The sequence below is a fragment of the Acaryochloris sp. CCMEE 5410 genome, assembly GCF_000238775.2.
Classification (GTDB): domain Bacteria; phylum Cyanobacteriota; class Cyanobacteriia; order Thermosynechococcales; family Thermosynechococcaceae; genus Acaryochloris.
Map to the genome: position 1 here is coordinate 1550504 of NZ_AFEJ02000001.1, position 20868 is coordinate 1571371.

19 protein-coding genes and 1 pseudogene are annotated in these 20868 nt (G+C 48.2%); 7 read left to right on the forward strand and 13 right to left on the reverse strand.

What is annotated here, in order from left to right; all coding sequences use genetic code 11:
- The first annotated feature begins 50 nt into the window (after positions 1 to 50).
- Positions 51 to 722, forward strand: a complete 672-nt coding sequence (locus tag ON05_RS06845; RefSeq protein WP_010480752.1) for a DUF3318 domain-containing protein — start codon at positions 51 to 53, stop codon at positions 720 to 722.
- Here ON05_RS06845 and ON05_RS06850 read toward each other — a convergent pair.
- The 5 genes from ON05_RS06850 to ON05_RS06870 form a co-directional block, all read right to left on the reverse strand.
- A complete protein-coding gene (locus ON05_RS06850) occupies positions 710 to 2752 on the reverse strand; it encodes a ribonuclease R family protein (protein WP_010480753.1) in 2043 nt (680 codons plus the stop codon). The two genes, ON05_RS06845 and ON05_RS06850, sit on opposite strands and share 13 nt — an antisense overlap.
- An 85-nt stretch (positions 2753 to 2837) precedes the next feature.
- The gene (rpsR, locus tag ON05_RS06855) at positions 2838 to 3053 is read right to left on the reverse strand and encodes a 30S ribosomal protein S18 (protein ID WP_010480754.1); all 216 of its coding nucleotides are present in this window, start codon (positions 3051 to 3053) and stop codon (positions 2838 to 2840) included.
- A gap of 33 nt (positions 3054 to 3086) precedes the next feature.
- Positions 3087 to 3275 (reverse strand): 50S ribosomal protein L33, encoded by a 189-nt coding sequence (gene rpmG, locus ON05_RS06860; protein ID WP_010480755.1) that lies wholly within the window; start codon positions 3273 to 3275, stop codon positions 3087 to 3089.
- 101 nt (positions 3276 to 3376) lie between these two features.
- Positions 3377 to 4738, reverse strand: a complete 1362-nt coding sequence (locus tag ON05_RS06865; RefSeq protein WP_010480756.1) for a four-carbon acid sugar kinase family protein — start codon at positions 4736 to 4738, stop codon at positions 3377 to 3379.
- A complete protein-coding gene (locus tag ON05_RS06870; RefSeq protein ID WP_010480757.1) occupies positions 4738 to 5286 on the reverse strand; it encodes a pyridoxamine 5'-phosphate oxidase family protein in 549 nt (182 codons plus the stop codon). The genes ON05_RS06865 and ON05_RS06870 overlap by 1 nt, the downstream gene beginning before the upstream one ends.
- A gap of 257 nt (positions 5287 to 5543) precedes the next feature.
- Here ON05_RS06870 and ON05_RS06875 point away from each other — a divergent pair, with 257 nt between their 5' ends.
- Positions 5544 to 6038: a hypothetical protein gene (locus tag ON05_RS06875; protein WP_010480760.1), complete on the forward strand. Its 495-nt coding sequence runs from the start codon at positions 5544 to 5546 to the stop codon at positions 6036 to 6038.
- Positions 6039 to 6165: 127 nt separating this feature from the next.
- Here the strand turns inward: ON05_RS06875 and ON05_RS06880 are convergent, their stop codons facing one another.
- Complete coding sequence (locus ON05_RS06880) at positions 6166 to 6768, reverse strand: FxLYD domain-containing protein (RefSeq protein ID WP_262561314.1); 603 nt, start codon at positions 6766 to 6768, stop codon at positions 6166 to 6168.
- A gap of 165 nt (positions 6769 to 6933) precedes the next feature.
- On the opposite strand from ON05_RS06880, the gene ON05_RS06885 reads away from it, so the two are divergent.
- The gene (locus ON05_RS06885; protein WP_010480764.1) at positions 6934 to 7932 is read left to right on the forward strand and encodes an NAD(P)-dependent alcohol dehydrogenase; all 999 of its coding nucleotides are present in this window, start codon (positions 6934 to 6936) and stop codon (positions 7930 to 7932) included.
- A complete protein-coding gene (locus ON05_RS06890) occupies positions 7926 to 8828 on the forward strand; it encodes an SDR family oxidoreductase (RefSeq protein WP_010480765.1) in 903 nt (300 codons plus the stop codon). Before ON05_RS06885 ends, ON05_RS06890 begins: the two co-directional genes overlap by 7 nt.
- On the opposite strand, the gene ON05_RS06895 is transcribed toward ON05_RS06890, so the two are convergent.
- Together ON05_RS06895 and cutA are read right to left on the reverse strand one after the other, a co-directional pair.
- The gene (locus tag ON05_RS06895; protein ID WP_010480766.1) at positions 8825 to 9157 is read right to left on the reverse strand and encodes a DUF565 domain-containing protein; all 333 of its coding nucleotides are present in this window, start codon (positions 9155 to 9157) and stop codon (positions 8825 to 8827) included. The genes ON05_RS06890 and ON05_RS06895 overlap by 4 nt on opposite strands.
- A gap of 21 nt (positions 9158 to 9178) precedes the next feature.
- Positions 9179 to 9499, reverse strand: a complete 321-nt coding sequence (gene cutA / locus ON05_RS06900) for a divalent-cation tolerance protein CutA (RefSeq protein WP_010480767.1) — start codon at positions 9497 to 9499, stop codon at positions 9179 to 9181.
- A 297-nt stretch (positions 9500 to 9796) separates the two neighbouring features.
- Between cutA and ON05_RS06905 the strand changes: the two genes are divergently transcribed.
- Both ON05_RS06905 and ON05_RS06910 read left to right on the forward strand, forming a co-directional pair.
- Entirely contained in the window at positions 9797 to 11959 is a 2163-nt protein-coding gene (locus ON05_RS06905; protein ID WP_010480768.1) for an ATP-binding protein, read from the forward strand.
- Between the two features lie 249 nt (positions 11960 to 12208).
- Complete coding sequence (locus ON05_RS06910) at positions 12209 to 13822, forward strand: cyclic peptide export ABC transporter (RefSeq protein ID WP_010480769.1); 1614 nt, start codon at positions 12209 to 12211, stop codon at positions 13820 to 13822.
- A gap of 27 nt (positions 13823 to 13849) precedes the next feature.
- Here ON05_RS06910 and ON05_RS06915 read toward each other — a convergent pair.
- The 4 genes and pseudogenes from ON05_RS06915 to pds form a co-directional block, all read right to left on the reverse strand.
- Positions 13850 to 14878: pseudogene (locus ON05_RS06915) on the reverse strand (transposase).
- 148 nt (positions 14879 to 15026) lie between these two features.
- Positions 15027 to 15902 carry a 6-carboxytetrahydropterin synthase gene (locus ON05_RS06920; RefSeq protein WP_010478196.1) on the reverse strand — a complete coding sequence of 292 codons (876 nt, stop codon included), beginning with the start codon at positions 15900 to 15902 and terminating at the stop codon, positions 15027 to 15029.
- Positions 15903 to 16006: 104 nt separating this feature from the next.
- On the reverse strand, positions 16007 to 16948 hold the full coding sequence (locus tag ON05_RS06925; protein ID WP_010478198.1) for a phytoene synthase: 942 nt from the start codon (positions 16946 to 16948) through the stop codon (positions 16007 to 16009).
- Positions 16932 to 18374 (reverse strand): 15-cis-phytoene desaturase, encoded by a 1443-nt coding sequence (gene pds / locus ON05_RS06930; protein ID WP_010478200.1) that lies wholly within the window; start codon positions 18372 to 18374, stop codon positions 16932 to 16934. Before pds ends, ON05_RS06925 begins: the two co-directional genes overlap by 17 nt.
- A gap of 295 nt (positions 18375 to 18669) precedes the next feature.
- On the opposite strand from pds, the gene ON05_RS06935 reads away from it, so the two are divergent.
- On the forward strand, positions 18670 to 19656 hold the full coding sequence (locus tag ON05_RS06935) for a methyltransferase domain-containing protein (protein ID WP_010478202.1): 987 nt from the start codon (positions 18670 to 18672) through the stop codon (positions 19654 to 19656).
- Positions 19657 to 19698: 42 nt separating this feature from the next.
- On the opposite strand, the gene ON05_RS06940 is transcribed toward ON05_RS06935, so the two are convergent.
- Complete coding sequence (locus ON05_RS06940; protein ID WP_010478204.1) at positions 19699 to 20865, reverse strand: glycosyltransferase family 4 protein; 1167 nt, start codon at positions 20863 to 20865, stop codon at positions 19699 to 19701.
- Between the last annotated feature and the right edge of the window lie 3 nt (positions 20866 to 20868).

Consider the following 20868-nt stretch of genomic DNA (forward strand, 5'->3'; position numbering starts at 1 on the left):
CTAATATATAGATCTTTACGATTGTCGTTTATCATTCCACTTTTGAATTCATGGTCTACGGAACATCCTCTGCTCGGGCTGAAATGAGTGAACTGCGGCGTCTGCGGACGCTCTTGCCACCTGAACTGCAAAGCTGGGTCACCGTAGAAGCGACAACAGCCACCAACGCTTCCCTCATTACCTGCGAAGAGTTAGGTCAAGATGAGGTGGAAATCCAAATTGATCTGCTTAAGTGGGAGCAATTTGCGAAAGATCAGCGCAATCTCCTGTTTTGGCACCAAGTCGCTCGGATTCAGAACGATACGATTCCCCGAGATGGCTGGGAAATGGCTGCTCTGGCTATTGGTTTAGGGGGGGCGGTCGGTGAGCTATGGGTCCAAGATGGGTTGCTGCTGATGTTGGCCTTAGCCCTATGTGGTGTATCAGGATGGCGACTGTATCAACGCAATAACTCCCAGAAGAGTGTTGATGATCTAACGGCTGCGGATCAAAAAGCGATCGCCCTCGCGACTCGCTTTGGCTATACCCTCCCCAATGCCTATAAAAGTTTAGGTAGTGCCTTAAAAATCTTGATTGACCAATCTCCTAGCCGTCGCAACCGCAAGCGCTATGAAACCCGCCTCCAGGCTTTAAAAGATAGTGCTGCAGAAGCAAAAGCGAGAAGCCAATCGATGCGTGCAGAGCAGCGGAATCGGATGCCCGATATGAACTATCCTTCCTGAGCCGTGTCAGGCGAGGCTGTGAAACATTCTTGCAGCTGAATCCGATCCAAACGGGGATTCACAGACGCCACTTTGACATCCAGCCGGTCCCCCAAAACAACCGGGTGATCCAGGCGCATCACAAGTTCTAGCCCTAAATCTTCTAGCAAAATTAGGGCTAGATTCTCGTGCTCACGCAACCATCGCAGCACCATAGCCGGCCAGACCGTCTGACCATGTTGCCTTAAATACTCCAAACTCCAATAGCGATTGGTTTGTCGTTCTAAAAGGGTGGCTTCATAGGCGGCGGTAGTCACGCTGGGTATGAGGGTTGTTAAGTCAGTTTTACTAAAAGGCAATTCTTCGTCTCGAAGATGAGCTTTAATTTGAAAATGAGCGACTAAATCTGCATAGCGACGGATGGGGGACGTGACTTGGCAGTAACAATCCAGGCCCAAGCTGGCATGGCGAGCGGGACTAATGCTGACCTCACTGCGAGGCATACAGCTACGAATCGCGCAATAGCGAACAAATCCTGGTGCCAGCTGTAATAGCTCTTCTTCCGGCGGTAGTTCAGGCTGAGGCTGGTGGCGAAAGGGCAATGGTAAATCATTATCTTGACCATAACGGGCGGCCACTTCCCCCGTTAAGATCATCATTTCAGCGACTAGGTTACGGGCAGAAGAATCGTACAGAACCTGAATGTCGACCTTCTCTCCCTCCACTTTGATGGAGGATTCCGGCATCTGAATGCTGATGGCGCCTTGGGATTTCCGCCAGGCTTGGCGTTGTTTGGCCCAGTGGGCCAAAGCTAATAGTTCCGACTCTGCCTCTACCCCAAGCTCCAGCATTTCATCCACATCGGCATAGGTCAGGCGATAGGTAGGCTGGACCTGGCTACAGCGAATCTCATAGGATTCAATCGCCCCTTCTGCGGTGAGGATGACGCCAAAACTGAGGGCACAACAGATTTGTCCCTGAACCAGACTCATGGGCCCCGTAGACAGTTCCGTTGGGAACATGGGAATCATGCCCGTGGGTAAGTAAACCGTTGTCCCTCGGCGTTGAGCTTCTTGGTCTAATTCATCGCCTAGGGTGATCCAGCGACTGGGGTCAGCAATATGGACCCAGACCCGCTGTTTGCCGCCTGGTAGAAACTCTAAGCTGAGGCCGTCATCGATCTCGGATGTGCTTTCATCATCAATGGTATAGACTTTCAAACTGGTCAAGTCGTGACGTTCAGCATGTAAGTCTGGTGGGGGCATTTTCAGCAATTGATCAACGGCAGCGAGAACAGACGACGAAAATTGAACGGGAGTTTTGCTGCGATACAGATGTAAATTTTGGTGAGGCTCCCAGACCTTCACATCGACTAACAACTGAAACGCCGCATCTGGCGAGGTGCCTCGCTTCAAGGTCGACAATACTTCAGTGGCTGTTGAACGAGTGGTGGCCTCATCTCCTAAAGCAGCAAATTTTTCCAACGCTTGGAGATAGGTGCGATCGCATCCTTGCCACTCTACGGTATCACCCGCAATTACTTGCTCTAGTTTTTGATAAAAAGCTTGTTGTTCTTGCTGACGCTTAGCTTGCTGCTCAAGCTGATGCTGAAGTTCTGCAACTTGGCTAGCAGAACGGGGTTCAAAGCGATCCCCTTTCTGCTTAAAGTAAATGCGGTCATCGCTTAATAGGCAGTGAGAGGCATAGCAAAGAGGCGGGCTTTGGTCCGAAAACAATAGCTGGGCCAAGTCGGCAGGAGCAACTGACTGGGAGTCTTCCAGCAGAATTTCCCAAGCGACTTCTAGGCTGCTTGGATCAATGTAGGACTCAGCCTCTAACTGAAATTCAGCAATCTCAGAGGGCGTATAGGTTTTCCCCGAAACCACAAAGGTGAATTGTCGAGGATGAAGCGTGTGGGTTTGTCCCGTTTGATCAACAACAACCCAGTTCTTCTTACCTTCAGGCCGATCTAATACGCCCAATTGAAAGGGACGCTGCCCTTCGGCACAATCGCCCCGTCTTTTGAATTCAATTAATGTTCCTTTCTCCACTTAATTGGCTCATCCAATTTCAGTAGTTATGGCAAGTACGAACTAGCCCGTAGCAGGGGTAGTTCTATCAGTCGATACCTACCCTCTAACCTTCGCGGTTGATGAAAGGAAGGAGTGCCAAGACTCGAGCCTGCTTGATGGCTCGGGTCAAATCACGCTGCTGACGAGCGGTGAGGCCAGTAATCCGTCTAGGCAAGATCTTGCCGCGCTCAGTGATAAAACGACGGAGGAGATCAACATCCTTGTAATCAATCGGATCACCTGGCTTGATCGGAGAAACACGGCGGCGATAGTAAGGCATAAGGTCTTGAATAAACGTCTAATAGGTGGACAACTACTTGATTTCTTTATGGTTTGTATGCTTATTGCAATGGGTGCAGAACTTTTTCAGTTCCAGACGAGACGTGGTATTACGTCTATTTTTCGTGGTTGTGTACCGGGATACCCCTGGCGATCGCTTATTGGAGTTGGACCGACATTCGGTACATTCCAATGTGACGATGATCCGAACACCTTTTGCCATGTGTTTTTACCGCATCAAAATTTCTAATTGGACACAAACGATAATTATCTCATGATTAGTCAAAAATCAGCTACTTTTTTTAACGATGAACTGAGGTCAAGTTACGATTTACCTCTTTCATCGGCTTGGGCAGACCGCCAAGACAAACATTCATAGACCTTGACCAGATCTTCAGCTTGTCCGACATTCCCTGGGAACAAGACGACTGGTAGCTGAGAAAACCTATGGCCTGGTGCCGCTTGCACAATACAACATCCCGGTAGGATTTGGCCCAATAGTCGCACAGATGAGAGGTTGAGCCCTCGTGCCAAGATGGTATTCGAGGTCATTCCCCCCTTACTGACTAAGTACCCCAGACGAGTAGGTAGCTGTTGGACAATATTTGCCAACAGATCAGACACCAAACTGTTAAAGTACAGCCGCTCCGACAAGTCCGTAAAACTGAGAGGCGGCCGACTCGTATAAATGACCGGGGTATTGTGTCGGTGAAATATGGTATCCGCCTGTGCCAGAACTTGGCCTCTGATTTGGCTACTCTCAACTTCCCTATTTTGGAGAGGTTTTAGATCAATTTCGATGCCCTCAACTTGAGGCAAAGCCAGTAAATTCTTAAGCTGAACCGTCGTTTTCTGGACATAAGAGCCAACTATAAACACACCTGGATGCGAGCTTTGCACCGTTTCCCCCATTGCCACCGCCGGAATGGGCTGTGGGGGCAAATCTCCAAAGGCGCTCAGCAAACTCGCCGCACTGCGAAATAAGAAGTGTTTTCCCTGAGTAGAAGCCGACAAGGTGAGTTTGGCAAAACGATCCAGATCGGCTTGTTCAACTGCATCAACCACTACATATTGATTGTCTTGTAAGCTGAGTAACCACTGTAAATCCTGGGAAGTGGATGCAGAAAAATGTAGAACTTGTGAGGCAGGAATTCGCCCTTCTGTTTTCTCAGCTATGTAGTCTGGGAGAAAACTATGCCGATAACCAAAAACGGGATCCTGGGCAAATTCAGTCTCATGCACAGGGACAAGCTGATTTTGAGTTTGGATGTAGTGAATACCGTTTTGGGTCATTCTGCCGCCTTCCAGGAACGCCGGAACCAGAAACTGAGCATCAAAAGGTCCCAGCTCTTCCGTGATCACATCTGTTTCTAAAGGATAATGGCCCCGTAAGGTGGAATCTGAGCGACTGACAATCAAATAGGGTTGGAGGCAGGCTTTGGTCTTGATTGACTGAGCTTTTGCCATTGCCATCTTCAAGTTGCGGCATACTTCCCGTGTCACTTGAGCTGCATCTGCAGCTGATCTGCCACGGGTATTAGTCAGAATAAATAGAAGCGGCGATGAGTCTAATAGTCCCTGGTAGAGGGTTCCCACATCCCATTGCAACAACAATAAGCAACTATGAACGGTTTGCGATCCGGTTGGATCATCATCCAACACCACAATTTTGGGTGAGTCAGCCATCAGCCCTCTGCCATCAATCCGGTTGGATAGCCATCAATGCTGACTTGATTCTTCTGGGCTTGATAGTCTCGCAGACCCTCCTCCCCTTTTTGGGTTGCCCATTGAATCAGCCGATCTCGATCGCCTTGGTAGTCGTAGAGAGGAACACCAAACCCACAAGATGTTTGTACAGATTCAATATGCAGCGCGACAATCTGTCGTGCTCCCGGCAGGGCATCGAAGGGTTTGAACCAGTCGGGCCAGGTGCGATCCCAGGGGCGAATCACCTCTCCTTGCCCGTACAATCGCAGAATTAATGGATCCCCTGCAAAGCTACAGAACATAATGGTTAACCGTCCGTTCTCAGCCACATGGGCACTCGTTTCATTGCCACTGCCTGTCAAGTCTAGATAAGCAACTTCATTGTTACCCAGACATCTGAAGGTATTCATGCCCTTAGGAGACAAATTGACACGGCCCTGATGCGGAGCCGATGCCGTAAAAAATATTTGTTGCTTTTGAATGAAGGCTTGTAACGCTGGGGTTAGCTCAGAATAAAATTTAGCCATGACACAGTTGAGGGCAACCTCGAAGATTCCTGAACAAAAATAGCCACATCAAATATAAAAAAAATCTAAAAATCAAGCGATATAGGTAAAGTTAAACGGCAATACGCTCTATTTGAAGCAGGGCATAGCTTAGATAGCTCAGAATCAGCTATTTCCTGGGTACCAATCTGATTAACTGTCCCAAATGGACTTGTGCAAATTTCCTATGTTCTCGATAATATTAGCTGGAAAGTATAAATGCTTAGAGAAACAATATTATGCTCCGACTCAAATCCGCCTTAATCATAGGACTTTTAAGTGCCCTTTCTCTGACTGCCTGTAGCGAAGCAGGTGATGCGGTTAAGGATACAGCTGACAAGGCCAAAGAAACCGCCGCTGAAACCACCGAGAAGGTAACCGATACTGCAACTGAAACTGCAGAAAAAGCTAAAGATACTGTTTCAGATACCGTTAACAAAGGTGCAGACCTCGTTGCCCTCAAAGATAACGTCTCCACCATGAAGGATGGCGTTACCTCAACCCTAGATGCTGCAAAATCTGGAGATTTTGACACTGCAAAAACAGAATTTGCCAAAGTACAGGACGCTTGGCCTGCACTCAAGGACAGCATCAAACCTGACTCTGCTCAATCCATTCAAGATGGTATTGAGGCTGTCAAGACCAACCTAGGTGAAGGCGAGCCCAACAAAGACAAAATCGTTAGCGCTCTCCAAAACCTGCTGACATCTGTCAAAGACATCAAGCTAGGCTAGAGTTCCATATTTCTAAACTTGTAATCAATGGTAAGGGCTAGAAAATGTAACTATTCTCTAGCCTTTCTTATCTCTTCTTCAGGGGCCATGCTAGTCTGCAGCCAGATGGGCAGTCCAAGCTTCCAAGCTATTCAAAATCAGGACTAACTTGAAAGGCTGGATCGAGCAATCGGACTTCATAGGCTTCATCTGGAGCAATGGTCCACAAGGTATCGGCAAAGGTAACGGATTGACCTGGCCCAATGGTGCTGGGTTTGGGTTGAGCGCTGCCGGTTTGCAACAGATTTCCCCGTCTATCTAGAATTTCGTAGTTGACTGCAATGACGGTCACTAGCTGATCATTTTCATTGGTGAGAATTCCAGACAGATGAGATGAGCCGTTGAGCTGAATGATGTAGTCCAAGTCAATATCTTCGACCTTAAGATTACGAAGTATCTTCTGCAGCTTTACTTCTCGATCGTCACGGGCAGCATATTTGGGTTGAACGGTCGATTTTGGTCTAGCACGCTCCGCTGATTGTTTGAGATTGATTAACTGCTGCCAATAGGACTGAAATTGCTGGTTTTGCGCCGCTGTCTCACCAATAATGACAATATCCTGTTCAGCCTGAGCAATAGTGGGTAATGCGAGGGGCAGCATCGCTAGCAAGCTCAACAGAGCTTTCAGCAGTGGAGTTGGAGAATTGCGGTTCATCATTTCGCTCTTAGCCTTTTTATCGCGTGTATTCAAGTCCCCTTTTCAACCCTAACGAACGGAAACTGGAATGCGTGTGATCAGTCATAAATCTTGCAATGCAGGGTTTGAATTTCGCCAATTCTTAAAACAGTCCACAGACCCGATGTGGTGAGATTTTTTAGATTATTATCACCCCATCTGCTTCATGAGGATGAATGAATGGTCAATGCCTATGCGGCCTTTGAACAGGGGGGAGTCCTTCAGCCCTTTGAGTATGATCCTGGACCGTTAGGTCGCCAACAGGTGGATATCCAAGTTGAGTATTGTGGTATCTGCCACAGCGACCTCAGCATGATTAAAAACGAATGGGGGATGACCCAGTATCCCTTTGTGCCTGGCCATGAAATTGTCGGTATTGTGGCTGAGGTCGGCTCTGAGGTGACGCCCCTGCGGGTGGGCCAGCGCGTCGGATTGGGGTGGTATTCGTCTTCCTGTATGCATTGTGAATGGTGTATGGGAGGCGATCACCATCTTTGTCTATCTGCTGAAGGCACTATTGTGGGCCGACCCGGTGGATTTGCTGATCAGGTTCGGGCCGATCAGAGCTGGGTGGTGCCCATTCCAGAGTCCATTGATTCGGCGGTTGCAGGTCCCCTCTTCTGTGCCGGAATTACGGTATTTCAGCCGATCATTCAATGTGGCGTCCAGCCCACGGATCGAGTGGCAGTGATTGGTATTGGTGGACTCGGCCATTTAGCCCTACAGTTTCTCAATGCCTGGGGATGTGAAGTGACGGCGTTATCCACTCAACCTGACAAGGAAGCCGAAGCCCGCAGATTAGGCGCTCACCATTTTGTCAATACTCGCGATCCAGCAGCATTGCAGGCAATCGCAAATTCCTTCGATTACATCATTTCCACTGTAAATGTGTCTTTAGAGTGGTCCATCTATCTCAATGCGCTTCGGCCTAAAGGTCGACTGCATTTGGTTGGGGTGGCCCCTGATCTTTCTTTACCTGTCTTTCCCTTATTAGGGGGGCAGCGATCCATCTCAGGCAGTCCTGTAGGGAGTCCAGCCACAATCACTAAAATGCTGAACTTTGTAGCTCGCCATGGGCTTGCACCTCAGACTGAGGTTTTTCCTCTCGCTCAAGTCAATGAAGCGTTAGAGAAGTTACGCAGTCAGCACCCTCCCTATCGTTTGGCCCTGAAATGCTAAGTTCTAACGATTCCGCTCCAACCCCTAAGCTGCTGATAACGGGTGCCAGTGGCTTTTTGGGATGGTATCTCTGCCAGGTTGCCCAATCCAGATGGCAGGTCTTTGGCACCGCTTATTCCCATGCCGTCGAGATCCCTGGATGCTCGATGGTGACGGTTGATTTACGGGATTTTGCTAGCCTCAAACAGGTTTTGCAAACGGTTCAGCCGGATGCGGTCATTCACGCTGCTGCCCAAGCACGTCCCCATGTCTGTCAAGCCGAGCCCCAATCGACCCATGCTATCAATGTAGAGGCGTCCTGGACCCTCGCTGACTTATGTGGGGAGTCTCAAATTCCATTGCTGTTTGTCTCAACCGATTTGGTTTTTGATGGGCAAGATCCTCCCTATCAGGAATCTGATCTGGTTTCCCCCATCAATACCTATGGAGAACAGAAGGTAAAGGCAGAGCAAGGCATGGTGGAACGCTACCCTTCCACAGTGATTGCTCGTATGCCTTTGATGTTTGGTGTGACGCCCCATGCAGCCAGTTTTATTCAACCGATGATCCAGAATTTAGAGGCAGGCATAGCGTTGCAGCTATTTGAGGATGAGTTTCGAACCCCTGTGAGTGGATTGGATGCGGCGCGTAGCATTCTGCTGGCGCTCGCCAAGGGGGAAGGATATATTCATCTAGGTGGCAAAGAACGTCTCTCTAGATATGAGATGGGGCAACAGTTAGTAGACTGCTTAGGATATCCGCCTAGCCTATTATCTGGCTGTTCTCAGATAGATGTATCCCTGTCTACTCCCCGCCCTGCAGATGTCTCTTTAGATAGTTCTCTCGCCTATTCTCTGGGCTATGAACCGAAGGTTTTTGGCCAGGCGCTTCGTCAGCTTGAATTGGGTTCAGGTTAACTGCCCAACATAAAGGCAATCACAAATAAACCGTAGGTCAGTCCTAGTTTGAAGGTATTGAGAGCTTCTCCCCAGAGGGCTTTGCGAGCATTGCCCCGATTGCGATGAAAGATCCAGTTCACTACTTCTGTAAACAAGAGGACTAGGGCGGCGACGGTGATGTCGAGGTAGGCTAACTGACCTGCGATCGCAGCAAAGGATACGCCAATATAAATCCCAAACAACAGCGCAATCACCAGCACCGAAATCCGCCGCCAAGGGTTACGCAATTCTTGCTTCAGTTGCTGGCCTAGACCAGAGACTAAGGTATTGAGACGGGTATTCTGCATTAAAAATGTTCCCTGCAACAGTTATGACTGAACCTGGGTTGAAATCCAGTTGAGATAGGGCATCGAACCTGCCGTCACGGGCAAAGCAATGATCTCTGGTACATCATAGGTGTGTAATTCACGCACTTTCGTTTCTAAGTCCGCAAATTTATCCTGTTGAGTCTTGATCATCAACTGCCATTCTGGCTCATTCTGCACCTTGTTATCCCAGGTATAGATGGATGATACGGGAAATAGACTGACACAGGCCGCCAGGTGATCTCGAACGAGAAGCGCTGCGATCGCAACCGCTTCATCTTCAGAAGAGGCAGTAATCATCACCACAATCGCGTCTGTTTCCATGCTCGAAAATCACTAGTTGGGTTCAACAACAGTGTATCGGCTATTGGGTCTAATCTGGCATGGCAGTCTGATCAATGCTTAGGATTCGCATTCGCAGATGACCCATCAACCATAACCCTAAATATTTCTTATTTTGGATTAATCCGGAACTATACAGCAAATTCAAAGAATGAGAGCTAAAAATCTTATTTTTTTGCTCAAGGCTGATAATTCACCACCATTAACGATGCCAGGCAAACTGTATGTCTAGGGCACCTTAAAGGATATGCAGCTTAGATTAAGACCACATCTTTGAATATGGTCAACGAGTCCTCACCGAAGCGCTGGGAATTCAGAGCCCAAGACATTCCCGCGCTCTTTGCATCCGAAGCAGACTGTGACCTTCTTTTGCAGTCGTATCGTGTGCGCGCTGATGGCATTATGGTGGCCATGAACGGCTTTTTATGCCTTGTTTGTTTTGCCCTTGCTCCCCTACGCAATACAGGAGCTGCAGCATTAGCGATTGGAGTTCCGACATTGCTCCTCTCCCTTTGGCTAAGACATCGCCATTCGGGTGAGTTAGGGACGCGACTCTATATGGCCTGTGGCTTTATGATCTACACGGCTTTAATTATTCATCAGAACGGAGGTGTGACCGAAGCCCATTTTTCTGCCTTTGGACTGATTGGGGTCCTCCTTTACTATCGCGACTGGCGCACCATTCTTACTGCTACCGTATTTATCTACTTACATCATTTCGTCTTGGGTTATGGCCAAACATTAGGTTGGCCCATTTATGTGTTTGCTGACTCCCATTTTTGGCGGATGTTTGTCAGTCATGTGCTCTATTTCCTTCCCTTTGTGGGGATGATGTCCTATCTCTCTATTTGGCTACGACGAGAAGGCTATGAAAACCAACAGGATCTAATTGCCCTTAGACAAGCAGAACAGGAATTAATTCAATTTAATGAAGTCCTAGAAAAGCGGGTTGAAGAACGGACGTTTGCATTGCAAGCCGCAAAACTGGAAGCGGATCGTGCCAACCAGGCTAAAAGCGAATTTCTGGCCAATATGAGTCATGAACTCCGTACTCCCCTCAACGGCATCCTCGGTTACGCCCAAATTCTTAGCCGTTCCAAAACTCTATCCGCTGACGATAGAAACGGGGTAGGTGTCATATTAGATAGCGGTTCCCACCTATTGTCACTGATCAACGATGTCCTTGACTTAGCCAAAATCGAAGCCGGTAAACTGGAGCTTGTTCCGACCACCACATCTTTACCTAACCTCTTGCAAAGGGTCGTGGATATCTGCCAAATCAAGGCCACGCAGAAGGGACTTCAGTTCTCGTATAAACCTAGTCCCCAGTTACCTGAAGGAATATTGGCTGACGAGAAATTGCTTTCTCAGGTACTGATCAATCTCATCGGCAACGCGATTAAGTTTACCAATGCGGGGACTGTGACCTTCCAGATTGAAGTCTCCAAGGGGAGTGATGAACAGGTTTCTCTAATGTTCAAGGTGATCGATACAGGCAGGGGCATTGCCGAAGAAGATATAGACAAACTATTTGAGGCATTTGAACAAGTTGGAGATCATCACAAACAGTCTGAAGGAACTGGATTAGGTCTCGCCATTAGCCAACGCATTGTTCAACTCATGGGGGGGACGATTCACATCAACAGCAAGCCGGGGGATGGTAGCGAATTTTGGTTCATACTAGACTTCCCGCTGGTCGAAAGTGGGAAAAAGCGACAACCCTTCCGATCTCGTCAGCGGATCATCGGCTACCAAACTTCCCACAACCGACAGGGTGAGATTCCCCTTACTCTTCTGGTTGTAGATGATCATGGGGAGAATCGAGCTGTTTTGCTCAATCTGCTTGAGCCTCTTGGATTTACTGTGATTGAAGCAGAAGACGGTCAAGTCGGGTTAGAGCAAATTCGCCGACACCGCCCGGATTTAATCATCACCGATCTAGCCATGCCCATCATGGATGGTTTTGAGTTTCTGCGGCATATTCGTGAAGACGAAAACTTTAAAGCAACGAAAGTGATTGTCTCTTCTGCTTCAGTATCACGATCAGATCAGCAGATGGCCTTGGAGCAAGGTGGAGATGCCTTTTTAGCCAAACCAATTGAGATCAGCTTACTCTTTCAAATGATCGCTGAACAATTAAGCATTAGCTGGCTCTATGAGGAGGGGGAGCAACCTCTTGCATCTGAGACGGTCCCAACTGAGATCATCCTACCCTCGACTACAGTGCTCGAAGAGCTATTCGCTTTATCTCAGTACGGTGACGTATTTCGTCTAAAGGAAAAACTGAATGCATTGGTAGAGTCAGATCCGATGTATACTCCTTTCGCTCAGCCCATTTTGGAATTGACCAAGTTATTTATGGTCGAAGAAATTGCAGAGATGCTGAGCACCCAGTTAGAAGAGAAACTGGCTCTATCGGTTGCGAGTAAACCAACAGATTAAAAAAACAGGCGTTCTTCACTACACGTTCCTAGCCCTTTAGTAATGAGGCTGGCAAATCATGGTGCGTGCTAAGGATCTATCTCATATATTTTGGCTAAGATAAATATTCCTAAATACCGGATAGTAAATCTTTCCCTGGGAACAGTATGATAAACCCCTTTCAAATTCCGTTTTCAGTTTGATCGCGGACGCAGGGATTTTATTTTCATGCTTAAGCCTTAATTCCATCGCACTTCACACAAGGCATCCATGCAAATTATCTGGCTTCTGATTAAAGCATCTTGGATCAGTGCGACCCTAGCGATTCTGACTGGGATTACCAGTGGGGTTTGCAGTGCCCGGCTGATTGCTTTGGTTAATTCTGCCATTAGCCAGAACGCTACTCAGTCACTGCTTATCTCCTTTGCCGGGTTGTCTGTTTTGGCCTTTGTGACCGGGAGTCTGTCTCAGTTTCTACTGGTTGATCTGGCCCAAAATTCTGTCTATCAATTGCGCCTGCGTTTGAGTCAGCGAATACTTGCATCTTCCCTACGACAGCTAGAACAGTTAGGCCCCAGCCGACTGTTTGCTGTCTTAACCCAAGATGTGCAGGCCATTTCTAATACCGTTTTTGTGATTCCATTCTTGTGTATTGACCTTGCGGTCGTGGGTGGATGCTTGATCTATCTGGGTTGGTTGTCGATTTGGGTCTTTCTGATTGTGGCGGCTTTTATGGTCGTTGCGATTCCCTTGGTCCAGCTGTTGCTCAACTTTGCCTATCGCTATTTGAATCTGGCCCGTCAAGAAGATGATCAACTGTTTACCCATTTTCGGAGCATCACCGATGGCCTCAAAGAACTGAAGCTGCATTCTGTCCGCAGGCAGACTTTTTTTACCGAAGATCTATCTGTCAGTGCGGGGAAATCGCGTCAGTTCCAAAAAAATGCCTTTAAGTTTGCAGCATTATCTAGTGGCGGCGGCCAGTTCCTATTCTTTCTGCTGCTGGGGGTACTTCTGTTTGGCGTCCCCGAGATCTTACCTTCCACTCAAGCCGTTTTACCTGCCTATATCCTCACCCTGTCTTATCTGATGGGACCTTTGGGAAATATTATCCAACGCTTGCCCAATCTCGCCAGCGCCAATGTCTCCATTCAAAAAGTCAACCAAATGGGATTGAAGCTGGCTGAACATGCTGAGGTAGAAACGGTTGTAACCAAACCCACTCCCAAGGATTGGAACCAGTTGAAATTAGCAGGGGTGGTCCATACCTATCAAGATCCAGGGGCAGATCATCAGTTTAGGGTGGGACCGATTGACCTGACGATTAATTCAGGAGAACTCGTCTTTATTGTCGGCGGCAATGGCAGTGGCAAATCTACTCTGGCAAAGCTGATTACAGGTTTATACACCCCTGAGTCAGGAGAGATCCATTTGGATGCTGAACCAATTGTAGATACTAATCGTGAGTGGTATCGGCAGCTTTTTTCGACGGTTTTTGCAGACTATTATCTGTTTGAACGATTAATCAGCGAGGAGTTCTCTACCCTGGATGCCCAAGCTCGGGCCTATTTGCGCAAATTAGAGCTGGAGCAGAAGGTCTCCGTACAGGATGGACAGCTATCCACCACGGGACTCTCTCAAGGCCAGCGAAAACGGTTAGCCCTGTTGTCTGCCTATCTAGAGAATCGATCCATATACTTGTTTGACGAATGGGCTGCGGACCAAGATCCCATTTTTCGGGAGATCTTTTACACGCAACTGTTAGCAGAACTCAAACAGCGAGGCAAAACCGTACTTGTGATTAGCCATGATGACCATTTCTTTCATCTGGCAGACCGGATTATCAAGCTCGATTATGGTCGAATCGAATCTGATCAGGACTAACGCATTGACAGAAATTACCCCCAATGTTCAAGAGAGCCATCCCAGCAGTGGTTGTTCAAGAATGAATTGTCGAGCAACCTCTTGATATAACTTGCGTTGTAGGGCATACCAGTTGTCTATCTGTTGGTGCCAAACTTGTAATTCCAGCTCCACAAAAGCCCTAAGAGCACAAAACACATGGGTATGAACAGCCTCAGTTAAACGCACACGAAACCGCTGAAGTCCACACAATTGTTTGCCTGCACGATGAAAGCATTCAATGCCCCAATGGAGTGTGTGTAAATGCTCAAACTCAGCTTTACCTGCAATAGCAAGCTCCTTCGGGTCTGGCGCATACAGAAGGTAATAGCGACACGATTCGTTTTGAATCGCTGGCAAAAAACCTTCACGATGCCCACCCCTTTGAGGTAAACATGTAATCCTTGTTCAGGGATGACAAGGGTATCCACGCGTTGATACTGGCTCTGGCCCAATCGCACCTGTCGATTTTTGGCAACACCAACCAGGAATCCCAATTGCACGTCTTTGAGTAAATTGAGATTGGCCTTGGATGCATACCAAGCATCGCTGGTGAAGGTCGTCGGTCGAAGCCCCCAAGCTAAAACCTCTTGGAGCATTTCCTGGAGATATTGATTCTTGGTTTGCCCTCCTGTTTGTCATAAATACGATAGTTAATGGGGACTCTCAAGCCATTGGGACTGGTGTAGTACAGGGTGATTAAGGGGATTCCCAAATCGGTTTGCTATGTTTGCTACTCCAGTAATATCCCAACAGGTCCATTTTCTTGGGGTTGCTGTAGAGTTTCTCAAGAACAGTATCATCAGCACTCAAAACGCCTCCGGTCAGCTCAATCCATTCATTGTCTGCAAGTAAATCAAATAGATCTTTGGGCTCATAGCGTTCTCGAAGCAAAAAGCGGTTGATGCTGTCGTGAGAAACATCTTTGAGGATTTCTGCCATATGGCTGCATCCATCTCCTTGGGGTTGAGCTAGGAGATAGCGGACATAAAGGTCTTGGGTGCACTGAGCAGTTGAAGGCTTGCTGGGTATTCGCAACAGAGGGAGAACATTAACGGCCTTTATCTTTCAACCCACAAAATAAAACCCGTGTCAATGCGTAAGTCCTGCTGATGAGTATCTGGCTGGTAAACAGCGTTAAGCCATTAATGATGAACCAAGCCAGCGAGGATTTGATTTTCGAAAACTAGCCCACTAATGCAGGTTCACCCACTCGACCAGAGAGCACTGGCGCTGCATCAAATAAGTCAGAGCACAGCACTTCGCAGGAATTATTCGGACTTTCAATCAGCTTGATGCGATGAAGTTCGGCTCCAATTTTGAGGATCGGCTCTCGCAAGAGTTTGGCGATATAGAATGCAATATTTTCAGCCGTGGGAACGACCTTTTCAAAGTAGGGAATGTCTTTATTCAAGAAGGTATGGTCAAGGGGTTCTAGGACCACATCGTCGACCAGGCTTTGGAGAGCGACTAAATCCACAATCATGCCTGTCCGGGCATCCACCTCACCTTTGACGGTCACTTCTAGGTGGTAGTTATGGCCATGACCATGAGGTCGAGCGCATTTGCCATAGATTTCGCAGTTTTCTTCAAAACTCAGTTCGGGAAGTGCCAATCGATGCGCAGCACTAAAATGACTTCCAACAGTTAAATAGGCTTCCATGCCAGCTCCTTTATAGTCGGCCCAAAGTTTGGGATGTTCAAAAAGTTGAATATTTACTAATGGCAAGTGGGGGGCTAACCGCTGCCAGATCACCCGGGCCAGATGCTCCGTGGTAGGCAAGGTTTCCTGAAACTCGGGCCATACCTCATTTAGATAGGAAAAATTGAGGGGGTCAGTAACCTCCCGCTTAATCACTTGCTTGACATCCGAGAGATTTAAAACCATCCCATATTGATCGAGTTCGCCCCACATGGAAACAAACAGTTCATAGTTATGGCCATGACCCGGGGAACGCGTACATAGACCAAATTTTTCCTGATTTTCTGATGCAGATAGCTCAGGTAACCAATACCGATGGCTGGCAGAAAACTCAGCGCGTCGGTGGATAAGACATTTCATAACAGGGCAAACCGTAGCAACAGCCGTTCTTCGTTGGAGACACGGCGATAACATTTCTTAAAATTTTAACCTATGGCTCAGGTTCTCTGGGTGAAGCCAAAAGCTTACAGGGATTTAAGCCAAGCCAGAGGTAAGGACATCAACTTCCGCCGGCTGGGAACATAGGCTCGACGGGTAAAGACATCGTATTGGTTCTGCTCAATCACATCCAGAATTTGGCGGTAGAGCACCAGGGCCGACCATACGGGCCAGCGTGCATCCCTTTGCAGGGTGCCAATGCCTGACTCAGCCTGAGCAAAATACTTGCGCGCCCGGCGGATTTGGAACTTCATAAAGGCTCGCCAGCGATCATCGATGACGCCATTGAATAAGTCTGCTTCGGTGTAGTCAAAGGCAGCTAAATCCTCTAAGGGGAGGTAAATCCGCCCACGTCGAGCATCTTCACCGACGTCCCGGAGGATATTAGTGAGCTGATTGGCAATGCCTAAATCGACAGCCTTGTTAATGGTATTGACGGGATTGTTGAGAATTCTAGGGGGACTCCAGGGAGCCTGTAAGCGATCGCAAAAGCGTTCCACCCCCATAATCTGGGCCGACATTAGACCGACGGTTCCAGCAACCCGGTAGCAGTAGAGGTGCAAGTCTTCAAAGGTTTCGTAGCGATCGCGGACTAAATCCATCCGCTGTCCGGCAATCATATCCCGGAACGGTTGGATATCGAGGCCAAAGCGTTCTACTGTGTCCACAAGCGCCACATCCGGGTCGTCCACAGGATGGCCTGCAAACACAGATTCAAGCTGTTCTTCCCACTTATCTAGCGTCTCAGAGGTGGTAAACGCCGCTTGGGGACCGTCGACCAATTCATCCGTCAGCCGACACCAGACATAAATAGCCCATACGCCTTGACGCTTTTCGGGCGACATTAGTTGGGTGCCCAGATAAAAGGTCTTGGCATAATCGGCGGTTACTTGCCGACATTGCTCGTAGGAGTCTTCAAGAGACGCCAGTTTTTTTGTGGGTCTTGGAGTTTCAGGCAGTTGCAGCATTCGGGATTGACTGGGAAACTGGCTTGGACGTTACAGAAGCGTTATTTGAGGATGAAAGAGCTTTGGCACTGTTAATGGCTTGTGCTGTCAGCTTACCAGAAAGCACCGCCCCCTCCATACTGCCCAGATAACGTTGCATGGTGTAACTTCCAGACAAAAAGAAGTTGGAAATGGGCGTTGTTTGTACTGGACGGAACTGTTGCCGACCTGGAATCGCTTTGTAAACTGAGCGGGGTGTTTTTACCACTCGGGCTTTCAGAACTTTGGCCTGATCGGGAATTTCATCCGGGAAAAGTTTGGCGAGTTCCGCAAGGGTGGCCTCAATAATGTCTTCCTCGGATCGGCTGATCCAATCCTCTGCCGGAGCTAAAACCAGCTCCAACATCGATTTGTCTGGATCAGAATATTCTCGGCAGGCATTGCTCATATCGGCGTAGACGCTTAACAGCGGTGACCGAGAGAAGAGTAAATGGTCTACATCGCTGAGCTTGCGGTCAAACCAGAGCTGGATACTAATTACGGGCACCCCTTCTAGTTCCTGAAGCTGTTTGAAATAGGGTTTGACTTTCCACTCGTCAGGCATCATCAGCTTCATGGCGTCTACGGACATGGCCGAGACATAAGCATCTGCAGTGATGGTGTATTCCTCAGAATCAGCAGATCCTTTCATCAAGAAATGATTCACACTGCCATCCTCATTGAGGACAATCTTTTTCAGCGGGGCATTGACCAGAACTTCACCCCCTCGCTCCGTCACATAATCGACGATGGGCTGACAGAGCCGCTCCGGTGGCGCACCATCCAAAAAGGCAATCTTGGAGCCGTAGCGCTCTTGTAAAAATCGATTGAGCGCCGTTAGGGGAATGGTGGCTGAGACTTCATCGGGGTTAATAAAGGTTAGGGCTTTGGAGGCGGCGATAAAAATATCGGAATTAACCCGATCATCGATGCCCTGCTTTTCCAGCCATTCCAGCAAAGAGTAGCGATCCATATCTTCGACGTATTTCTGCCCCCGAACAATCGCAGGCAGCAACCCGATCGCAAACCGTATCTTTTGCTCCCAGGTCAACATATCGTTGTTGCGAAGGATGGAAATAATCACGTTGATGGGGGACGGTAGGTCCGGCACATCAAACCGTGACAACACCCCCGGCTTTTCGGGTTGATTAAAAATCAAGGCATGCTTTTTCCACTGCAGCCGATCTTCAATATCCAGCTCCTTAAGTAGCTGAAGCATGTTGGGATAAGCCCCAAAGAAAGCGTGCAGACCTGTTTCTACCCAGTCTCCATCTTCGTCTTTCCAGGCGGCCACTAAGCCCCCCAGGACAGAGGCCCGTTCTAAAACGATGGGAGTATGCCCTTGGTCAACTAAATATTTGGCACAGGAGAGACCAGCCAGACCTCCACCTGCGATCGCAACTCGCATGAATTGTTATGTCCCTTGGATTACAGCGTCTTTTCTGAACCACCGACCTACCAAGTGGGGGTTCACAGCCCTAATTATACCTTTGCAAACTGTAACAATTCAGAAAATCTGAAAAAAATATAAATTTTCTGAAATTAACGAATGCAGATATTGCATGACACCTTCTACTTTGGTGAGATTCATCGCCACCAGGTTTTGGATTCAACTTGCTGTACTGGTAAACCGCTCAAACCCTGTCAGTACAAGATCTTGTTATATTTAAGAGCAACTTAAGCTTTTCACCCAGTTCCCTTCAATGAACATTCTCTTTGTCCTGATTGCTCTTCTCGCCCTGGTTACCGTTGGTATTGCAGTTTACCTACTCACTGCCCGCAGCTATAATTCTGCGGACTCTGTGGCCAACTCCTACGATCAGTGGACGGAAGACGGCATTTTAGAATTTTACTGGGGTGAACATATTCATTTAGGGCATTATGGCTCCCCTCCCCATCGTAAAAACTTCTTGCAAGCCAAATATGATTTTGTCCATGAGATGGTGGCCTGGGGCGGGCTGGATAAATTCCCAGCCGGGACAACCCTTTTAGATGTGGGCTGTGGCTTCGGCGGCAGTAGTCGAGTCTTGGCCAAAGACTATGGTTTTTCCGTTACTGGGGTAACCATTAGTCCTAAACAAGTTGAGCGGGCTAGGGAATTAACCCCAGACGGGGTAGATGCTCAATTCAAAGTGGATGATGCCATGGCTTTGTCTTATCCAGATGCCAGCTTTGATGTGGTCTGGTCCGTGGAGGCTGGCCCCCATATGCCCGACAAAGCCGTATTTGCCAAAGAGCTGATGAGAGTCCTGAAGCCTGGTGGTGTATTAGTGCTTGCAGATTGGAACCAACGGGATGATCGCCAAAAACCCCTGAACTTCTGGGAGCGACCTGTGATGCGCCAACTGCTGGATCAATGGTCCCATCCTGCTTTTGCTAGTATTGAAGGCTTTTCTGAAGAACTGGCTGCCACGGGGTTCGTCGAAGGCAAGGTGATTACGTCCGATTGGACAAAAGAGACATTGCCGTCTTGGTTAGATTCTATTTGGCAGGGCGTAGCCCGTCCGGCTGGCTTAGTAAAGTTTGGTTTTTCTGGCTTATTAAAATCTTTGCGAGAAGTCCCTACGATTTTGTTGATGCGGTTGGCCTTTGGGACTGGACTGTGTCGATTTGGTATGTTTCGGGCTCAACGTGCCCATACGCCCATGAATTCCCATGCAGGCACGGTCAGCGAAATAGCTCAGGTCTAAAGGGATTTTGAGTAGGGGCTATTTCTATCGGCTTTGCCTCTGTTAAGCAGCGGCAGCAATGCCCAAATTTTGATAGTAGGAGAATAGACGTTTGAATACCACGTTCTCGTCGTAATCCTTTTCCACGCGCTGACGTCCTGCTGAGCCATAGGCCGTTCTTAAGTCGGGATCGGCCAGCAATGTCCTCAGAGCCTCGGCCAACGGAGTAGTGGTTTGGGACGGAACGATCAATCCTGTTTGACCAGGAAGAACGGCTTCGCGGCAACCGCGAATATCTGTCGTGACTACGGGCAAACCCATTGCCATCGCTTCCAAAATTGAGCGGGGTAATCCTTCATGGGCAAAGGTTGCCAGGACAAAAATATCCATTAGCCCTAGCATTTGGGGAATATCCGTCCGATCCCCAGTAAACGTGACATGGGACTTGAGGTTAAGCTGTTCAATTTTTGCAGTCAGCTGGTGGTAATAAGGTTCTGGATCAGACTTGAGTTCCCCACCCACCACTAAAATATGCAGTTGGGGAAATTCTTCCACCAACTGTGCTGCTGCTTCAATTAAATATCCACTGCCTTTGGTCCGGGTTAATCGCCCAACCGTACCGACAATTAGTTTGGCAGAAGCCGGAATCCCAAACTCATCTCGCAAACGAGATTGGTGATCGGACTCTAAAACACTGCGACTAAATCGATCAATATCAACTCCATTGCCGAGGTAGCCCAATTTCGATTCAGGGCACAACTTCTTTTGGGCAGCCGTCTCTATATCTTCATGATTTTGGGACAAAATCAGGTTGGTGATTTTGGCACATCCATATTCAATCGCAAAATATATCTGGTATTGCAGGGGTGGAGTCAGTTGATGAAAAGGCAGACCGTGGGAGGTATACACAATCGTGGGAACCCCAGCCAGCTTTGCCGCAATTCGTCCTAACACTGCGGCAATCGGAGTATGGACATGGACCAGATCGTAAGCTTGCGATCGCATCAACTGGATCAGACCCTGTATAGTCTTGACGTTTAAAAGGGGGGAAATCTTACGATCAATTTGAATCGGGTGAACCGTATACCCCTGGGCCTGTAGACGATCGACTGCACTATCGGGGGAGCAGGCAATCTCAACGGTAAGCTGTTGCGATCGCAAGTAATCAATTTGAGGTAATAACAACGTTTCCGCCGTGGCCCCCAAAGCGCAAACGTGCAAAACTTTCATATT

Excerpts from the sequence above, each read along its gene's own strand:
- ON05_RS06865 (WP_010480756.1), bottom strand. The coding sequence starts at position 4,738 with ATGGCTGACTCACCCAAAATTGTGGTGTTGGATGATGATCCAACCGGA.
- ON05_RS06940 (WP_010478204.1), bottom strand. The coding sequence starts at position 20,865 with ATGAAAGTTTTGCACGTTTGCGCTTTGGGGGCCACGGCGGAAACGTTG.
- ON05_RS06910 (WP_010480769.1), top strand. The coding sequence starts at position 12,209 with ATGCAAATTATCTGGCTTCTGATTAAAGCATCTTGGATCAGTGCGACC.
- ON05_RS06925 (WP_010478198.1), bottom strand. The coding sequence starts at position 16,948 with ATGCTGCAACTGCCTGAAACTCCAAGACCCACAAAAAAACTGGCGTCT.
- ON05_RS06935 (WP_010478202.1), top strand. The coding sequence starts at position 18,670 with ATGAACATTCTCTTTGTCCTGATTGCTCTTCTCGCCCTGGTTACCGTT.
- ON05_RS06870 (WP_010480757.1), bottom strand. The coding sequence starts at position 5,286 with ATGGCTAAATTTTATTCTGAGCTAACCCCAGCGTTACAAGCCTTCATT.
- rpmG (WP_010480755.1), bottom strand. The coding sequence starts at position 3,275 with ATGGCAAAAGGTGTTCGGATCATCGTCACATTGGAATGTACCGAATGT.
- ON05_RS06920 (WP_010478196.1), bottom strand. The coding sequence starts at position 15,902 with ATGAAATGTCTTATCCACCGACGCGCTGAGTTTTCTGCCAGCCATCGG.
- cutA (WP_010480767.1), bottom strand. The coding sequence starts at position 9,499 with ATGGAAACAGACGCGATTGTGGTGATGATTACTGCCTCTTCTGAAGAT.
- ON05_RS06905 (WP_010480768.1), top strand. The coding sequence starts at position 9,797 with ATGGTCAACGAGTCCTCACCGAAGCGCTGGGAATTCAGAGCCCAAGAC.
- ON05_RS06890 (WP_010480765.1), top strand. The coding sequence starts at position 7,926 with ATGCTAAGTTCTAACGATTCCGCTCCAACCCCTAAGCTGCTGATAACG.
- ON05_RS06885 (WP_010480764.1), top strand. The coding sequence starts at position 6,934 with ATGGTCAATGCCTATGCGGCCTTTGAACAGGGGGGAGTCCTTCAGCCC.
- ON05_RS06845 (WP_010480752.1), top strand. The coding sequence starts at position 51 with ATGGTCTACGGAACATCCTCTGCTCGGGCTGAAATGAGTGAACTGCGG.
- ON05_RS06895 (WP_010480766.1), bottom strand. The coding sequence starts at position 9,157 with ATGCAGAATACCCGTCTCAATACCTTAGTCTCTGGTCTAGGCCAGCAA.
- rpsR (WP_010480754.1), bottom strand. The coding sequence starts at position 3,053 with ATGCCTTACTATCGCCGCCGTGTTTCTCCGATCAAGCCAGGTGATCCG.
- pds (WP_010478200.1), bottom strand. The coding sequence starts at position 18,374 with ATGCGAGTTGCGATCGCAGGTGGAGGTCTGGCTGGTCTCTCCTGTGCC.
- ON05_RS06875 (WP_010480760.1), top strand. The coding sequence starts at position 5,544 with ATGCTCCGACTCAAATCCGCCTTAATCATAGGACTTTTAAGTGCCCTT.